We start from the raw sequence: 17925 nt of genomic DNA, 5'->3' as shown, positions 1-17925 counted from the left end.
CCAGTATCACTGACTGTTTCTGTGAGAATAGGTTCCTTATTTTTGATCAGTTGCTACAAAAAAGCCCCGCTCATGGCGGGGCTTTTTCATATATGTGAGCTGTTAGAGTTTAAACTTCTGCACCATATGTTCCAGTTGGCCTGCCAGAGTATTGAGCTCGTGAGCTACCTGGTTCAACTTGCCTGCGCGTTCAGAGGTATGCTCTGCGGTTTGAGCAATCTCATGGACGCTGGCCTCTACACTGCTTGCCATCTCTGTTTGCTCTTTAACTGAGGATGAAACCATATGATTCATGTCGTTGATCATACGAACTTCTTCAGCGATTTTTGTCAGTGCGTCGGATGTTTCCTGAACTTTATCAACACCGGCTTCAGCACTTTGATGTGCTTCATCCATCACTGCAACTGCATCACGGGCATCCTGTTGCAGCTCTTCGATGATTGCGTTGATCTCTTCGGTGGAGTTACGGGTTTTGCTCGCCAGTGTACGGACTTCGTCAGCCACTACCGCAAAGCCTCTACCTTGTTCCCCAGCTCGTGCGGCTTCAATCGCAGCGTTAAGTGCCAGCAGGTTGGTTTGTTCAGCAATTTTCTGAATGACCTCCAGAACCGTGCCTACGCTCTGGCTTTGCTCATCAAGCTTGTTAATAACGCTAAGTGCTTTATCGATATTCTGTTTCAAAGCCTCGATAGCATTGATTGCCTGGTCAGTGATTACAGTACCGTCCTGGCTCTGTTGTAGGGCTAGGTCAGATGCAGACACGGTATTTTCAGCGCTGCCTTCTACACTGCGCGTAGCGGCTTCCATCTGCTCCATCGCTGAAGCAACCGCGCTGGTTTGCATCTGCTGGTTATTGACGGCGCTATTCGCCATGTCAGCAATACTATTAATCGATGAACTAGAAGTGCTCAATTGGTGAACGGTTGCGCTTACCTTGCTCAGGCTGGTGTGGAAATCTTCCAGCATAGTATTCAGAGAGGTAGACATCATACCGATTTCATCTTTTGAATTTACATCGATACGTAATTTAAGGTCTGAATTTTCGTGGATCGTATTGATGGTCTTGCCCATCTTTTTAATTGGGCGAACCACAAGGTGGCGCAGCATGAAGCTAACCAGTACTAAGCCTGCAATAAACAGGATGATCTCTGTAACGGCTACACTGATTAGGTTCTTTTGAATGGTGTTATCCAGATTTTCGAAGGAGTAGGTAACGCGAACAGCGCCAAGAACAGCGCCTTCTTCGGTCTGGTGGCATAACATGCAGTTAGTGCCTTTGTAATCCGGGAGGGATTTCATCGGTGTAACAACAGTAAGGCGATGGCCTTGCTCGTCATTGAACTCTTCTACAACGTGCTCGCCATTCATTGCGCGGCGATCTAACTCATCAACTACTTTTGAATCTGCAGTGCCAGCTCCGTAAACACTGGATACCAGATCCCCTCGGATAATACGTGCTTCAGTGACATCAGGATTGGCTAATATTTTCTGTTGCAATGCCTGTCTGTTACCCATTGCACCGCTCAGCATAAGTATATTGATACTGTCGAAGTAAGAGTCCGCTGTATCGGTTGTGTTCTTTTTAACAACCTCGGAGACTAAGTCTGATTCGCTTTTATAGATTGCTGTCAGTGAGCTGACCAGGATGATCAAAAACACCAGCAATAAAGACGCGTTGACTTTGGTTTGTATCGATAGGCCTTCCAGTTTCACTGCTTAGCTCCCGAAATCCGCACACATGTAATAGTTATGATTGTAGTCGATCAATAATAAGGTGAAGTTTTCCCCGCGTATACCCCTGATAAAAAGTTACTAGAGATTTAGATCAATAAAACGGCTGGTTGGTCTGTGTGAGCGTTATGTATAAATGTAAATGGGTGGAATCGCACACGCTGGAAGAAGTTGTTTGTGTGGAAAACCGCCAATTTTGACGGTGTTGAAATCAGTCTTTAGCAGACGGAAAAAAAATTAATCCCACGTTATATAGGCGCTGCAGGCGAATAAGTTCTGCCTTCTCAACAGTTGGCCCCCTTCTTGCTCAATAGTATGCAGATATTCAGAAAGTGCTGTCGCTGCTAAACAGGCTTTACTGAATTTCAAACAAAACAACGATAAATCAAAGTCTAATAAACAGGAGATGCAAAATGCGTTTACTGACTGCTGCTGTTACTTCCCTAGCTCTGACTCTCGGTGCACAGGCTGCCGTCGCTGCTCCGGTTGAGATCAAGTTCTCACACGTAGTTGCGGAAAACACGCCAAAAGGTCAGATGGCTATCAAGTTCAAAGAAATTGTTGATGAGCGTCTGGCGGGCAAAGTTGAAGTTAAAGTATTCCCTAACTCTCAGCTATTCGGTGATAACAAAGTACTGGAAGCAATGTTGCTGGGTGATGTGCAGATGGCTGCGCCTTCACTGTCAAAATTCCAGAAGTACACGAAAAAGCTACAGATTTTTGACCTGCCTTTCCTGTTTAAAGATATGGAAGCGGTAGAGAAATTCCAAAACAGTGAAGATGGCCAAAAACTGCTGGGTTCACTGCAGAAGAAAGGTCTGGTAGGTCTTGGCTATCTGCACAATGGTATGAAGCAGCTGTCTGCGAGCCAGCCGCTTAAAGTACCTGCTGATGCTTCTGGTAAAAAGTTCCGCATCATGACGTCTGATGTACTTCAGGCTCAGTTTGAAGCAGTAGAAGCGGTACCTCTGAAAAAGCCATTCTCTGAAGTATTTACGCTGCTACAGACTAAAGCGATCGATGGTCAGGAAAACACTTGGTCAAACATCTACTCCAAGAAGTTCTTCGAAGTTCAGCCATACATCACAGAGTCTAACCACGGTGTACTGGACTACCTGGTTGTAACGTCTGCTGAATTCTGGATGGGTCTGGATGATGGCTTGAAAGCTGAAATCAAGAAAGCCCTGGATGAAGCAATCAAGCACGGTAATGGTATTGCTGCTCAGAAAGCAAGCGCAGACAAGCAGCAGATTATCGATTCTAAGCGTTCTGAAGTACTTGAGCTGACTGATGCTGAGCGTGCTCAGTGGGTTACAGCGATGAAGCCAGTTTGGAAAAAGTTTGAAGACCAGATCGGTGCTGATCTGATCAAAGCAGCTGAAGCGTCTAACAACTAATCTCATTTGAGTTTGTTGTAAAGGCAATCAACCGGGTGGGCGTTCGCTCCTCCTGCCCGGTTTTTTACCTCTGACTATTCAGAGGAGAGCTTCAGACGGGATGTCTGAACGCCTGGAGCTGTCCTGTGGAATTTCTTCATAGCAATAATAAAACATAACGACGTGAGTCGTTGCGGGGGCCGTTATGGTACGTAATCTCGTAACCAAGCTGGAAGAGGCATTTCTGTCCTTACTTCTGGTTTCGATGACATTGTTGGTGTTTGCTGAAGTGGTAGCGCGCTTTGGTTTTAACGCTGGTATTCACTGGGCGCAGGAAGTGACTCTGCTGCTTGCTGCCTGGTTTGTTCTCTTTGGCGCTTCATATGGCGTGAAAGTGGGTGCTCACATTGGTGTGGATGTATTTGTAAAACTGATGCCACACAACACCCATCGTTTTATTACCCTAGTTGCCGTAGGCCTTTGTTTGGTTTACTGCGGTCTGTTCCTTTACGGTTCCTGGATCTACCTGAGCAAGATGAAAATGATCGGAATCGAGTTAGAGGACTTGCCGGTACCGAAATGGATCCCAATGAGCATTTTGGTGATCGGTTTTGTATTGCTGATTGTCCGATTCCTGCAATTGGGCTGGAAAGTTGTTACGGATCAGGCTGACGGTTTCCACTTTGCTGATGAAGCTGAAGAGTCAATGGAATTGGCAAAAGAGCTGGAAGAAACCGCGTTGGCCACTGAGCCAAAAGAGGGTGCGAATCAAGTTAAGAAAGAGGGGGATAAATAATGACTATCGCGGTACTGTTTATCACTCTGTTTGGTTGCATGCTGATTGGTATGCCTATCGCCATTGCGCTGGGTCTGTCCTCTGTAACCACGATTCTATTGTTCTCAAATGATTCACTTGCATCGATTGCGCTGAAACTGTTTGAGGCTACGTCAGAGCACTACACGCTGCTGGCGATTCCTTTCTTTATCTTGTCTTCCGCCTTCCTTTCTACGGGTGGTGTGGCTAAACGTTTGATCAACTTTGCAGTTGATACGGTTGGACACATTAAAGGTGGTCTGGCAATGGCATCGGTTATGGCTTGTATGCTGTTTGCCGCTGTGTCCGGTTCTTCGCCAGCAACCGTGGCGGCTATCGGTACCATTGTTATTGCCGGTATGGTGCGCTCTGGATATCCGCAGTCTTTCGCTGCGGGTGTGATTGCGAATGCGGGCACGCTGGGTATTCTGATTCCACCGTCCATCGTAATGCTTGTATACGCTGCAGCGACTGAAGTATCCGCTTCGCGTATGTTTATGGCGGGCTTCATTCCAGGTTTGATGATGGGCCTGATCCTGATGATCGCGATTTATATTGTGGCGCGCATCAAAGGATTGCCATCACAGCCGTTCCCAGGTTTCAAAGCGCTGGCTAAATCTGGCTTGATTGCGCTGGGTGGCCTGATGCTGATCATCATTGTACTGGGCTCTATCTATGGTGGTATCGCCTCTCCTACAGAAGCGGCGGCTGTGGCTGCGGTTTACGGTTATTTTATTGCGGTGATGGGTTACCGTGATATTGGCCCGATGAAAGGCGTACCTTGGTGTAAAGAGGGTGAGAACTTTGTGACAGCAGCTCTGCGTAATGCGGTTCAGATGTTGTGGGCGTTCCCGAAATCAATCACCGATCCTGAAGTACGTAAAGTGATTCTGGATGCTTCTAAAGTATCTATGATGCTGCTGTTTATCATTGCTAATGCGATGCTGTTTGCTCATGTTCTGACGACTGAGCGAATCCCACACACTATTGCTGAAACTATTATCGCTTGGGGCCTGCCTGCATGGGGCTTCCTGATCGTAATGAACATCCTGCTGTTGATTGCGGGTAACTTCATGGAGCCTTCAGCGATTCTGTTGATCATGGCGCCTATCCTGTTCCCTATCGCGACTCAGCTGGGTATCGATCCGATTCACCTGGGTATCATTATGGTTGTAAACATGGAGATCGGGATGCTCACCCCACCGGTCGGGCTCAACCTCTTTGTAACCGCCGGAATAACCGGGCAGAACATGGTTTGGGTTATCAAAGCTTGTCTGCCATGGCTCTGTCTGTTGTTAGGCTTCCTGATACTGATTACCTATGTTCCGCAGATCTCCCTGTTCTTGCCGGAATATATCGATCACCTGAATGGGTATTGATTAACCTTCTTTTTCAACCCGAAAGTCGGAGGGCTCCTCTGGGCCCTCTTGCCTTAATCTGTTGATTAGTGCTTTAACCACCGCTTGCGGTGGTTTTTTTTGTCTGAAATTTGGGTGAATGCCCGCTGTGAAGGTATAATCGCCGCTTTTAGATAGCGCTTTACGAAGGGGTACCGCCAAGTGTTGGGTTACATTGCTGCATTATGGGGAATTACGGGTATCTGTATGCTATTGGGTAGTGCTATTTATCGCCTGAGTGCAATCGGCTTGCAGACCTTTAGCTACGACCTGTCCTGGTACCATTGGGCCGCATTGTTGTTCAGCGTTGTATTCATGGGCTTCTTTGAGGGCTATCGGGGGTTTCAGCAAGCATGGTCACCGCGTGTTGCCGCCAGAATCCTTTACCTGTCGCAAAACGCCTCTGCACTTCGAGTCATTCTGGCGCCTCTCTTCTGCATGGGTTTTTTCTCGATAGTCCGTAAACGCATGATTGTCACCTACTGCCTGACGCTAGGGATCGTCACGATGGTCATGTTGGTTCATCAGCTGGATCAACCGTGGCGAGGCATCGTTGATCTTGGGGTTGTGACGGGGCTTGCCTGGGGCTTGGCTTCGTTGCTGCTATTTACGGTTCAGGCGTTTTTTGGTCGATCTTTTCAGCATTCCCCAGAGATGCCCTGATTATTCCACTAGCCTGTAATTGAAGCGCCTGAGGATATTTTCAAACAGGTTCTCATTTTCTGCATTGGTGGCTTTCTTAGCTTGGTCCAAAGGACGTTGAAAGTTTTGAATGATGCTGTCGTCTGTTTCCGGGTTAAACGCAAAATAAAGCCAGCCCGGTTGCCCAAGGTAGAGTCCCACTTTGTAATCTAGCGAAGGCAGCCCTAAACGTCTTTGAATGTCGGTAGCGACATTGACATCATAGGCCCAGGCATCAAGACGACCATGTTCGAGCATCTTCGCTGCTTTGTCTGGATTGGAGAGCGGAATGAGGTGAATGTTTGGAATATTTAACTCTTTGAGTAGTATGCCGCCAATGTCATTTTTGATAATTCCAACCCTTAAATCTTCAAGATCAGCAAAGTTGCTGAAGTCTCTATTAAGATCGGATCGAATAATTAAACCGTTTTGAGATGAAGCGATAGGTCCCACCCATTTGAATAGTTCCTCTCTGGCAGGTGTGCGGTAGGTTGAAAATAGCATGCTGTTTTTGACATTCAGGGTTCGCTGATAGCCACGTGGCCAGGGAACAAAATGGATTGTTTCAACGCCGAAGGGGGCATCCATTTGTTCGAGCATCAACTGCAAAAGCTCTACAGAGATGCCTTGCGGGGATTGATTGCTATAAAAATTGAAGGGTGGGTAATGCTCAGAATAGATCATCACCTCATCATCGGACGAGTACGCCTGTAGGGGGAGTAGAAGTATGGCTGCTAGCAGCAAGCATAAACTGCGGCAACAGGGGATAATCTTCGCTAGACTCATCGTTTACTCATTATGGCTTGCTTACTACAGAGTTTAGCCTATTTCACAAAGAGCAAGGAGTTTAGATCGCAAGCAATGCAATCCTTATTCACGCTTAAATTTTCATCTATCAAACCCATTGTCCTATGCAGTCAATTTTTAAAGCAGCGCCTGGTTTCTGTGCATGCTGAACAGGTTGATCGTTGGTTGGCAGCAGGAATGGTTCGCCTCAATGGTCAGCCGATTATAGAGGATTGTGTGTGCGGGAAGGGAGATAGACTGGAATTGGATATTCCTGACCATCAAGAGGCACAGGTTGATGATAACTGGCAACTGGTTTGGGAAAGCGACGAGCTGATGGCCATTAACAAACCTCCTCTGTTACCGGTGAGTCGAACAACCCGTAATCTGTATATGACATTGATCTCTTTGGTACGCAGACAAACCCCTTATCCTGATGCTCAGCTATTGCATCGTTTAGATACGGAAACCTCGGGACTGATTCTATTGGCTAAGAATCGGGAGGCTGATCGTAAATGGAAGCCGCAGTTGGCTAAGCTGATTCGGCGCAAGGTCTACCAAGCATGGGTACATGGGTCACCAAACTGGGACCATTTACTGATGGAATGCGAGTTGTCCGAGAAAGCAGGCAGTGACATCCGTAGTCAGGTTTATGTTGTTGAGCCTCAATCTGATAGCCAATATTTAAAACCGCGACCAAGTAAAACAGAGTTTCTTGTATTACAAAGGGCAGGAAGCAAGAGCCTGATCCAGTGTGAACTGTTCACGGGAAGGAAACACCAAATCAGAGCTCAGTTAGCCCATTTAGGCCATCCAATCATAGGTGACAAGATCTATTCACATGATGGTGCATATTATCTAAAGCGGTTGGATCAAGTCTTAACTTCGAAGGATTTTGAGGCATTGGGGGCACCATATCACATGTTGTCGGCTAGCCTACTGGAAATCGCATTAGAAGATAAAACAGTTATTGTTGAGATTGGGGCGGCTCGGTTCCATGAGATGAACCCCCGATGATGAGTTCATTACAGCTGGCAGCCTGCGGCTGCCAGCTGTATTAATTAGATTTTAAACTGGCCAACAATGCCTGAAAGACGTGTTTCTAGTTGGGCAAGTTCCTGAGAGGTTTGTGACAGTTCTTCAGCGCTGGTAGCTGAATACTCAGCGATGTCAGCGACTTGTTGTACATTTCGACTGATCTCCTCTGCTACTGAGGTTTGTTCCTCTGCGGCACTGGCGATCTGAGTGTTCATCTCAGTTATGGTGCCTACGGACTGGGTAATCGTATTGAGTGAATTACTTGCATCTGCGGCTCGGTCAACTGTGAATGAGCTTTGGCTGCGGCTACTGTCCATCACAGACACCGCCTGGCGCGAGCCCGACTGCAGGCTTTCGATCATCTTGCGTATCTCATCGGTACTTTGTTGAGTCCTGTTTGCCAGCGTTCTTACTTCATCCGCAACCACGGAGAATCCGCGCCCCTGTTCTCCTGCGCGTGCGGCTTCTATGGCTGCATTAAGTGCCAGAAGGTTAGTTTGATCGGCAATGTCATTGATGACATTAACGACTTCGCCAATCTTGTCGGCATCACTTTGCAAGGAGGTTATCACGTCTGATGCGCTGTTAATTTCACTGGATAACGAGTTAATTGCTGTGATGGTCTCATCCACAGTGCCTTTACCACTATTGGCCTCTCCATCAGCGCTACTCGCCGCATTAGCCGCGCCTGCTGCGTTGGTGGCAACTTCTTGAGCTGCCGCTGCCATTTGGTGAACCGCCGCAGCTGCTTGAGCGGTTTCATGTCGTTGCTGACCAACATTCGAATGGGTTTCATCGACGACATGGTTCATTTTTTTGATTGAGCTGCTTAGGTCGACTACGCCGTCACGAATATCAGAAACTAATGCCTGTATTTTGTCAGCGAATTCATTAAACCCCTGCGAAACCATACCGACCTCGTCATTAGTTTGGACGGCCAGGCGCTTGGTCAGATCTCCTTCTCCTTTGCTAATATCCAGCAAAGCTTCGGCGGTATCTTTTAAAGGTTTTGTTACTCTGCTGGCGATCCAGGTGCTGATAACAATCGCCAGCACGGTAAGTACAATTCCAAGGCCGGCAATGACGAGCATGGTTTGCCATATCTGGCCTTTTATCTTAGCTTCGGCTGCGGCTACAGCGTCATCTATATCGTCAATATAAAAGCCCGTTCCAAGCATCCAGCCAAATTCCGGGACAATAGATGCAAAGCTGAGCTTGGGAGCATCGCTGCCTTTAGAGGGTTTGTTCCACATGTAGGAGACGAATCCACCGCCTTTGCGCCCTTCATCGATCAGATCCTTGATGATCTCAACCCCGTTGGGGTCTTTCAGGCTCATCATGTTTTTACCTTCCAGGGATGTTTTTGGCCGCATAGCTACCGCATTACCCGCGAAGTCATAAACGAAAACATAACCATCTTTACTTTTCTCAAAGGTAATTGAGCGCAAAATATTTGCCGCTTGTTCCCTTGCGGTATCTTCACCAAGCTGTGGAATGGCTTTTATAACAGGCTGGATGGAGGTCAAGGCAATTTCTACATAGTTTTGCAGCGTGCTCTTCTTCTCTTCGTACATCGTTGCTCGAATGTCTTCAACCTCATGTTCACCCAATATAGTCAGATTTGAATAAACGAAAGCCATGACTAGCACCACGATTAAGATAATCGGGGTAATGCTGAGTAATAGAATTTTTCTCTTAAGGGTTAGCCTGCTCATACCTGGCAATACTCCATTAGGAAGTCCGTTTAGTTATTCCTTATATATTACAGTATAGATGCTTAATTAGGTCTGGCTAATATTTTTGTTTGTTGTGGCAAAAATGTTCTGTTGGTGATTTGTTTTATATTTATATTTTTATAATCAATTAATTAGCATTATGATCGGTTGTTGTTGTATTTTGTTAATTAGGTACAAAAACGGTCGTTCGGTCTCTAAGAAACGGGTGGAAAATAGACGCAAATGAAGCCCAGGCAACTTTTAAATAGAGCCTGCGTTTATTATAGAAGTTAATTTGCGGGGCAGTGGGAGGAACAGGCAAAGATTTGCGGTGATAAGGGCTGCCTGAAAAGGCAGCCCGGAAGATTAGCCTAAGAACAGTTGATAGGCCTTGTTGTCAGTTTCTTCCCAGAAGTTATATCCAATCTCTTCCAGGAAACCTTCAACTTGCGCTCGTTCAGCTTGCGGAATTTGCATGCCGACTAAAACGCGCCCATAAGCGGCACCGTGGTTGCGGTAATGAAACATCGATATATTCCATTTGCTGCCCAGCTTGCTGAGGAATTTCATCAGTGCACCGGGACGTTCGGGGAACTCAAAACGGTAGATAACTTCGTTTTCGAGATTTGCAGGGGCGTGACCCCCTACCATATAGCGCACATGGATTTTTGCAATTTCGTTATCGCTGAGGTCTTCTACCTCATAATCACTACTACGAAGTTCATTGACCAGCTCTTCGCGACCACCTCCGCCAGCTTTGAGCTGTACTCCGGCAAATACAATCGCATTGCTCTCATCGCTATAACGATAATTGAACTCGGTAATATTTCGGCTACCCAGGGCTGAGCAGAATCGTTTAAAGCTACCCGGCTTTTCGGGAATACGTGCAGCGATAATTGCTTCGCGTTTTTCGCCAAGTTCAGAGCGCTCAGCGATATGGCGTAAGCGGTCGAAATTAACATTAGCACCGGAGTCGATCGCAATTAAGGTTTTATCCGAACAGGCTTCACGTTCCACATATTTCTTCATACCCGCAACACCCAGGGCACCGGCAGGTTCACAGATTGAGCGGGTATCATCGTAGATGTCTTTAATGGCCGCACAAATTTCATCGGTGGAGACGGTAATCACATCATCGACGTAGCGTTGTGCCAGCTCAAAGGTATTCTCGCCGATGGTCGCAACAGCAACACCGTCAGCAAATATGCCGACTTGCTCAAGGGTGACACGTTTGCCTGCATCCATCGCTGCCTTAAGGCAAGCTGAGTCCTCTGATTCTACGCCAATAATTTTTGTATCTTTACGTAGGTATTTTACGTAAGTTGCTATACCTGCAACTAATCCGCCGCCACCCACAGGGACAAAGATCGCCTCAATAGGACCTGACTCCTGCCGTAGGATCTCCATCGCTACAGTGCCCTGACCGGCAATGACATCAGGATCATCAAAAGGGTGGACAAACGTCATGCCTTTTTCTGCAACCAGTTTTTGCGCATGGGCTGCGGCATCATCATAAGCATCGCCATGCAGTACGACTTTACCGCCTAGGCGTTTAACGTTGTTAACTTTTACATCGGGTGTGGTCTTGGGCATGACAATCGTCGCTTTCACACCCAGCTTCTTAGCGGACATCGCCAACCCCTGGGCATGGTTGCCAGCAGATGCTGCTACGACCCCGCAGGCACGCTCTTCTTCGGAGAGTTGCGATAGCTTGTTGTAGGCACCGCGAAGTTTAAACGAGAAAACGGGTTGCTCATCTTCTCGTTTCAGCATAATTCGGTTATTCAGACGCTCAGATAGACCTTTTGCTTCATCCAGTGGTGTCTCTACCGCAACGTCGTAGACGCGGGCCGAGAGGATTTTCTTGATATAACGATCTGGCATGGTTGTTCGCCTGAATAACTATTAATTAAAGAGAGCCGGAAATGGTAAAGGTAAACCCCCTATAGCGTCTACAATAGAAGGGTAAAGCTGCGTATAATTTGCCCCAATTCTTATTATTATCAGAGAAAACCGTGAGGTTTTCCGCGCTAAAGAGCACAGGTACCTATCATGACCCAGGACGAGATGAAAAAAGCAGTTGCTGAAGCTGCTGTGGAGTACATCAAACCTAAACTTACAGAAGATAGCATTGTCGGGGTTGGTACCGGCTCAACGGCTAATTTCTTTATCGATGCCCTCGCAGAGATCAAGCATATGTTTGAGGGAGCAGTTGCCAGTTCAGAAGCGACTGCAGAACGTTTGAAAGGTCATGGTATTGAGGTGTTCGATATGAACTCAGTATCAGAGATGGAAGTTTATGTAGATGGTGCTGACGAATTTGATTCAGGCCTGAACCTTGTAAAAGGTGGCGGTGGCGCATTAACCCGTGAAAAGATTGTTGCGGCTGTAGCTAAAGAGTTTGTCTGCATTGTGGATAGCAGTAAAAAAGTGGACGTTCTAGGGGAGTTCCCATTGCCTGTTGAGGTGATTCCAATGGCACGTTCGCAAGTGGCGCGTGAGCTAGTCAAACTGGATGGTATGCCTGAGTGGCGACAGGGTTTTGTAACAGATAATGGTAATCTGATTCTTGATGTTCATGACCTTGAAATCATGCGTCCGAAGGAGCTGGAAAAACAGCTTAATAATATCGTCGGTGTAGTGACCAATGGTCTGTTTGCAAACCGTGGAGCGGATGTAGTCCTTATGGGAACTGAGTCTGGCGTTGAGACGATAAAGCTTTAAGGCCGTATCATTGAGGGGTGCCCTATGTGGATTGATCGAGAGATAAGAGATTTTTCCCATGGGCACCTTGAACTGCTTGTTCAAAACCTAATCCCCGCGATAAAAATTCCCCTGTTCGCTTCCCAAGCAGAACTGCGTAACTTAAAAAATGCTTTATTAACTGAGTCGGTGCGCGGCAATAGTGTGCCTGAGGTAACGCGGCTCGGGATTAGTCAGTACCAGCATGGTGTTTTAAAAAGTAAGCAGGATTATCTGAAGTTAGCTATCCAGTCGCGAGAAGTGCAGAAGGTAATTTTTGCCGCCAGTTTTGATCCGCTGAATCGCTTAATCCAGCTCTTTAACGAGCAAGGTGTAGATCTGGATATTATGGCGGAAGAAGGCCAGCAATATTTTGCTGGATGCGGAAAAGTAAGGAATGGATTTAGCCCTATTCACGTTGATTACGCGCCTCAGGATTCGGATGGCTGGGAAATAGGCGCTGCTTCTGCTCAACTGGCCTGGAATCTCTATCTTGATCCCGGATCGAAGGCTGGTGAATTGATGCTCTGGGATAAGTGCTGGTCGCCCGAAGATGATATTTATCAGGTAGATGATAACTATTACTACGAAGCCGAAGTCGTCGCTGGAATTGATCCTCTTATGGTTCCGGTTGAGGTAGGTAGTGTATTTCTGATTAATTCCCGAAACTTTCATGCCGTGAATGAAGCAGAAAACCGCCTGGCCTTCGGCTCTTTTATCAGCGTCTTCGGAGATGGTCGAATGAGATTATTCTCATGAAAGTGCGGCTCATCCATTTTTCGAAGGCTGACGAGGTGTTCTTTGAGAGGATCTCCCAGGTCAGGCAGCTGCGATTTGATGTCTGGAAACCCATTGTTGGCGACCAAGTAGCCCAGCAACGTTTTTATGATGATGGCTTTGATGACCATAGCCATCATGTAGCATTGCTTGAGGGTGATGAGATGCTGGCTACTGCCCGTCTTACTGTGTGCGAAGCTACAGTTCAGATTCCTGATGCTGAAAGTTACCAATTCATGCTCGAAGCGATGTCGTTCCCCCTGGCTATTCTGAGTCGGATGGTTGTACGAAAAGATAAACAAGGATTGGGATATAGCACTGAATTAACCAGACAACGAATCGCCATCGCTTGTCGGTTTCACCTTAAAGAGGTTTGGATAGAATCTCGTCGTCAGCGATGCAAACAGCTGAGTGAAGTCTTGGGATTTGAAGAGAGGGGGCTTAGTCAGGATGTCAGTGTTGAAGGGGAATGGTTGTTGCTTCGGAAGCCCTGTCATGAACAAGTTTAATGAGTTTTAGTTTCTGCGAGCATCGATAAAGCTTCTCAGTTTGAAAAGTTCAGGGTTTGACCTCGATGCCCACCCGTAGGCTACCCTATTTTATACTCAGTTATATGTTTTTGAGTGTTTTCAGGCGCCATCTGGTTATGCAGGTTTTTGTATGTCCAGTGCTTTCGCTTACTGCTTTAAGAAGTCGATAATTGGGCAATCTGACACAGGTCCGTCACCACAGCAGAGGTCAGACAGCTGCTCAAGGGAATGTTCTATTTTCTGCAATTCCCCGATCTTCTGTTTAACCAACTGAATTTTATTCTCTACTTGTTCTTTTACAAGGGCGGAGCTTGTTGCGGGATCTGTTTGCAGATTCAATAGCTCACCGATCTCCTGTAGGGAGAAACCCAGGTCTTTGCAGCGTTGAATGAAGTGCAGGCGTTGCAGTATTGATTGGGGGTAGACCCTATATCCAGAGTCTAATCGTTGCGGTGCAGGAATGAGGCCACGCTTTTCGTAGTAGCGAACGGTTTCGACACTGATGTCGGATTGTTTGGCCACCTGGCCTATTTTTAATAGAGTCATACTGCCTGTTTAGCACAGGCAGTATGTGCACTCAACATCCGTAAAGCGTATTAGATTGCTACGCGGCTAACGGCGATGCTTGCAGGCATGGTGATCCACGCCAACGCAACTAGGTTAATGATGATCCAGGAAAAACCGGAAGAGTCGCGGAAATTTTCGTTATCGGCCATGAAAGTCACCCTCGTTTTCAGGCAAGCAGCGGGTACCGTTGAGCCGTTGAAGTAAAACAGCAATTTACTTCGCCAATGGTGAACACTTGAGTGTTTCTAGTCTGGGTGGCTTGGAACCATGCTTAGGTTTAATTTGCATAGAACTGTCTAGTTTCTGGCGCGGGATTCTATCAGGGTTGTTCAAATTTTGATAGGCAAAATAAATTATCCCTAAGCCATGTGATAGTTAATAGGTATCACTACAAAAGGTGTGGTTTTTGAAATGATTTAGCAATCAGGCTAATCAGGTCGACACCAGTCGCCTGCCATTTTTCGCAGTAATATTTTATTGCGGGTTGGCTTTTGTCTTGTTCCGTAAGCGTCCAATAAACGTTTAATCCACAATAATGCCTGCAGGGGCAGTTGCTCTGCCGTGTTGTAACTGGAATGTATGATAACGTTATCTTCTGAATAGAGAAGGCTGGTTATATCGCCGGATGTAAGATCAACAAGCACCATGGCTTCCTCCATACCACCGCAGTGATCTCGTGTACCTTTAATGATGAGCAGGTTTTCTTCAACCCTGATGGGCACAAAACCGCCGCCAAGATTCCTGAAGAGGTGTTGAAAGCCCGATAAACCTTGCATAGCGATTAAATTGGCATGTAGGTAATCGTCATAGAGAGGCTCTCGCAGGTATTGGTTGTGATTACGACGCAGAAGGTTCGCCTCATCTTTGTCAATGAACAGATTCACCTGTTCTGACATAGGGAGAAAAGCCAGCTGCTCTTGGCCGAAGACCTCTTTAAGCTGGTTGTAATTAATATCCTGTGCGTAAGTAGTAAGGCTAATTAATAAGCCAAAAAACAGACAAATCTTATTTTTCATTGCACAAATTCACTTTCTGCTCATCATTCTGGATTATGATAGATAAATTGCGATCGGATAAATGAGCGAAAAGGATCATGGTGCGCTTTCTAGTTTTTTTTATTGTCTTTATTGCTTTAACTCTGCATAACTTGCCACTGCTGATACGAGATCAGGCAGTTATCTGGCTATTAGATAATGGCGCTGAAAAGGCAGGTTTAACTGCTTTGGACGTGGATTGGTTGAAGGGCAAAGTGCATATCAAAGGACTGTATGCCCAAGCTGAGGGGAAACCTAAACTACAGGTTGATCAGCTGGAAGTGGACCTGGATTATGAATTGTTATCTGAAAAGCGGATTCTGATTTCTGAGCTACGCCTAGAAGGGGTTGATCTAGGGGTTAAGCAAAGAGAGAAAAACCTTTGGTTAGGAACCATCGATCTTAACCAGTTCTCAGGTGAAAAAGAGAAGCAGGAGCCCTCTCCGAGTGAGAGTAGTGAATGGAGTTTTGGCCTTGCGAATATGAGGCTGAATAATGTTCATTGGCGTACAGACCTTCCTGGGCAAAAACACCATCTAGCTTTGCTAAACGCTACCGTTGCAGACTTTTATCTATGGGATCAGCAGCAGCCGGTACGTGTTGATCTTGAGGGCTCCTTAAATGGAGCACCCATTGCAATTGAGTCATCATCAAAGCCTTTACCGGAAGAGAAGAGCTCCGAACTACATATCAAACTGAATCAGTTCCCGGTTCACAGTGTAACTGCTGCTTTTATCCCTTCACTACGGGCTCATGTGGATCTCGATCTTAACCTTTCTGCGACCACAAACCTCAACAGCCAGCTAATGGCGCTTAAACAGTCGGGCAACATTAAGATCAGAGATTTCTCAATTGCTCAGAATGATCTGAATGTTAAGCATAAAAAACTGAATTGGCAGGGTGATCTGCAATTGTCCCTGTTGAGAAGCACGTTGCAAAACATGCAGATGACCAGCAAGTTAGAGCTCGGAGGTTTGCAATTAAAGGCGCCAGGAAACAGCCTGAATCTATCTGATCTGAAGTTGGTATCAGCTCTGGAGATGGAAGGGATGCAGTCCATTTTAGCCAAGGACCTAGCGATGTCTGCTAAAGGTATTTTGGTGGATACCGGTACACAGCAGCTTTCCCTTGAAAATGCCCATTTTCGTGGCGATGCAAAGAGCGAAGACCTGAAAAACTGGCAGGCCAATATTCCATCATTAATTTTAGGTTTAGTGGAGCTATCAGCGAATAATCAGCAGCTTGTTACAGTGGAGAAACTACAACTGGATCGTTTTAAGTTTTACGAGCTGAATCGTATTGAACTAGCGACGATGGGTGTGGATAACCTGAAGGTGATGGGCGATGGCGGTGTCTTCACCCGCTGGAACAGGATTCAAAGTGATGGAATCCAATTCAATCAGATGAATCATCTGAATATTGCAAATCTGGCTCTTTCCGGCAGCAAGACAAGATTGCACCTTTCGCAGCAGCGGACGCTTCCCGATCTGGATTGGTTATTAGCTAATTTGGCTTCTCCTGAAAAGAAGGAAGCAGAAACTAAGCCTACGGCAAGTGAGCCGACTGCTCCTTTCAGAGTCAGTATTGGCTCGATCAATTTAAGTGGCAATAACCCGGTTTCGGTGGTGGATAAAGGGGTCAAACCTAGTTTTAAAACAGACCTAAATCTTTCGAAGTTAGTGCTTAAGGATTTAGATACGGCTTCTAAAGGTAAAACTAGCTTTTCCCTAAATGCTAAAAACGGATTCTCTACCATCAGTGCTAAGGGGGCGATTGAGCTGTTCAGTGGTAACTTTGGTGGTAACTGGGATGCATCGGTTAAAGGCTTGGGTTTGCCTCAAGTGAGCCCTTACTCACTTGAATATACTGGTTACTACATGCATAGCGGTCAGTTAAGCCTGGATACAAAGGGCACGATTAAGAGCCGTAAGCTTAAGGGGGATATGGATATACGCCTCAATAAGTTAGAAGTTGAAGCCCGAAATAGCGATCGAAGCGGAGAATTTGATCAGAAGGTTTCTATGCCTTTGGGCACGGCGATAGCGGTCCTGCAGGATAACGATGACAATATCGACTTACAGATTCCCGTCGATGGTTCCTTAGATGATCCGCAGTTTGGTTACCAGACTGTGATTAATAAACTGGCCGGAAAAGGCTTAAAAAGTGCCGCAATGGGTTACCTGAGCCAGGCGCTACAACCGTTTGGTGCGTTGATCTCTATTGGCCAGATGGTTATGGATGCTAGCGATAAGGGGAGCTTCATTAATCTCCAGCCAGTCTTCTTTGGGCCTGCTAGCAGCGCGCTGGATGCAGAAGATAAGCAGTACCTCGCGAAACTTTCTGGAATGATGAAAGAGCGCAAGGGGATGCGAATGAATATTTGTGGGCTTGCTGTTGCTGCCGATGAGCCGGTTGTTTGGGCGGAGCTGATGGCAGAAAACAAAAAGCGCAAGAAGCCTTTGGCAGAAGAGGCTTTAAAATTAGAGCTGAGCCCAATGTTGCAACAGCTTGCTGAACAGCGGAGTAACCAGATTAAAGGCGCATTAGTTAAGCAGGGTATCGATATTGAGCGGTTGTTTAGCTGTTACCCTAAAGTAGATCTGAAATCAGATGAGAAGCCTCAGGTAACTTTAGGTTTATAAAAACCCCATTGACCTGAATCAGTATCAACTCGTTTTGGTTGCTTCCTTTTAAGGTGAAGTATGCGAAATCCACAATAAGCTGTAGTATGTAAAGT

At 46.4% G+C, this 17925-nt stretch carries 15 protein-coding genes; 9 read left to right on the top strand and 6 right to left on the bottom strand.

The annotated features are described in order from the left end of the window. Positions 1 to 102: 102 nt before the first annotated feature. Positions 103 to 1713 (bottom strand): methyl-accepting chemotaxis protein, encoded by a 1611-nt coding sequence (locus MED92_RS10185; protein ID WP_007021454.1) that lies wholly within the window; start codon positions 1711 to 1713, stop codon positions 103 to 105. A 431-nt stretch (positions 1714 to 2144) separates the two neighbouring features. Here MED92_RS10185 and MED92_RS10180 point away from each other — a divergent pair, with 431 nt between their 5' ends. The 4 genes from MED92_RS10180 to MED92_RS10160 all read left to right on the top strand — a co-directional run bounded on the left by MED92_RS10180 (position 2145) and on the right by MED92_RS10160 (position 5981). Next, positions 2145 to 3128 carry a TRAP transporter substrate-binding protein gene (locus MED92_RS10180; protein ID WP_007021453.1) on the top strand — a complete coding sequence of 328 codons (984 nt, stop codon included), beginning with the start codon at positions 2145 to 2147 and terminating at the stop codon, positions 3126 to 3128. 184 nt (positions 3129 to 3312) lie between these two features. Continuing rightward, positions 3313 to 3903, top strand: a complete 591-nt coding sequence (locus MED92_RS10175; protein WP_007021452.1) for a TRAP transporter small permease — start codon at positions 3313 to 3315, stop codon at positions 3901 to 3903. After that, entirely contained in the window at positions 3903 to 5300 is a 1398-nt protein-coding gene (locus MED92_RS10170; protein ID WP_007021451.1) for a TRAP transporter large permease, read from the top strand. The genes MED92_RS10175 and MED92_RS10170 overlap by 1 nt, the downstream gene beginning before the upstream one ends. A 180-nt stretch (positions 5301 to 5480) precedes the next feature. After that, a complete protein-coding gene (locus MED92_RS10160) occupies positions 5481 to 5981 on the top strand; it encodes a hypothetical protein (protein ID WP_007021449.1) in 501 nt (166 codons plus the stop codon). Here the strand turns inward: MED92_RS10160 and MED92_RS10155 are convergent, their stop codons facing one another. Next, the gene (locus tag MED92_RS10155) at positions 5982 to 6683 is read right to left on the bottom strand and encodes a substrate-binding periplasmic protein (RefSeq protein WP_007021448.1); all 702 of its coding nucleotides are present in this window, start codon (positions 6681 to 6683) and stop codon (positions 5982 to 5984) included. 177 nt (positions 6684 to 6860) lie between these two features. Between MED92_RS10155 and MED92_RS10150 the strand changes: the two genes are divergently transcribed. After that, positions 6861 to 7802, top strand: coding sequence for an RluA family pseudouridine synthase (locus tag MED92_RS10150; RefSeq protein ID WP_007021447.1), 942 nt, complete (start codon positions 6861 to 6863; stop codon positions 7800 to 7802). Between the two features lie 44 nt (positions 7803 to 7846). Here the strand turns inward: MED92_RS10150 and MED92_RS10145 are convergent, their stop codons facing one another. Then, complete coding sequence (locus MED92_RS10145) at positions 7847 to 9538, bottom strand: methyl-accepting chemotaxis protein (RefSeq protein WP_007021446.1); 1692 nt, start codon at positions 9536 to 9538, stop codon at positions 7847 to 7849. Between the two features lie 366 nt (positions 9539 to 9904). Then, entirely contained in the window at positions 9905 to 11422 is a 1518-nt protein-coding gene (ilvA, locus tag MED92_RS10140; RefSeq protein ID WP_007021445.1) for a threonine ammonia-lyase, biosynthetic, read from the bottom strand. 168 nt (positions 11423 to 11590) lie between these two features. On the opposite strand from ilvA, the gene rpiA reads away from it, so the two are divergent. From rpiA to MED92_RS10125, 3 genes are read left to right on the top strand one after another with little or no spacing between them, the layout of a single operon-like run. Then, a complete protein-coding gene (gene rpiA / locus MED92_RS10135; RefSeq protein WP_007021444.1) occupies positions 11591 to 12262 on the top strand; it encodes a ribose-5-phosphate isomerase RpiA in 672 nt (223 codons plus the stop codon). A 24-nt stretch (positions 12263 to 12286) separates the two neighbouring features. Continuing rightward, positions 12287 to 13039: a hypothetical protein gene (locus MED92_RS10130; protein ID WP_007021443.1), complete on the top strand. Its 753-nt coding sequence runs from the start codon at positions 12287 to 12289 to the stop codon at positions 13037 to 13039. Then, complete coding sequence (locus MED92_RS10125) at positions 13036 to 13566, top strand: GNAT family N-acetyltransferase (protein ID WP_007021442.1); 531 nt, start codon at positions 13036 to 13038, stop codon at positions 13564 to 13566. Before MED92_RS10130 ends, MED92_RS10125 begins: the two co-directional genes overlap by 4 nt. A 168-nt stretch (positions 13567 to 13734) precedes the next feature. On the opposite strand, the gene MED92_RS10120 is transcribed toward MED92_RS10125, so the two are convergent. Both MED92_RS10120 and MED92_RS10115 read right to left on the bottom strand, forming a co-directional pair. After that, a complete protein-coding gene (locus MED92_RS10120; RefSeq protein WP_007021441.1) occupies positions 13735 to 14133 on the bottom strand; it encodes a heavy metal-responsive transcriptional regulator in 399 nt (132 codons plus the stop codon). Positions 14134 to 14582: 449 nt separating this feature from the next. After that, positions 14583 to 15170 (bottom strand): hypothetical protein, encoded by a 588-nt coding sequence (locus MED92_RS10115; protein ID WP_007021438.1) that lies wholly within the window; start codon positions 15168 to 15170, stop codon positions 14583 to 14585. A gap of 77 nt (positions 15171 to 15247) precedes the next feature. Here MED92_RS10115 and MED92_RS10110 point away from each other — a divergent pair, with 77 nt between their 5' ends. Beyond that, positions 15248 to 17830 carry a DUF748 domain-containing protein gene (locus MED92_RS10110; protein ID WP_007021437.1) on the top strand — a complete coding sequence of 861 codons (2583 nt, stop codon included), beginning with the start codon at positions 15248 to 15250 and terminating at the stop codon, positions 17828 to 17830. Positions 17831 to 17925: the final 95 nt, after the last annotated feature.

Origin of the sequence: Neptuniibacter caesariensis (assembly GCF_000153345.1) — a bacterium.
Classification (GTDB): Bacteria; Pseudomonadota; Gammaproteobacteria; order Pseudomonadales; family Balneatricaceae; genus Neptuniibacter; species Neptuniibacter caesariensis.
Note: the sequence above shows the minus strand (reverse complement) of the source record. Positions and strands in the feature narration are given on the sequence as shown.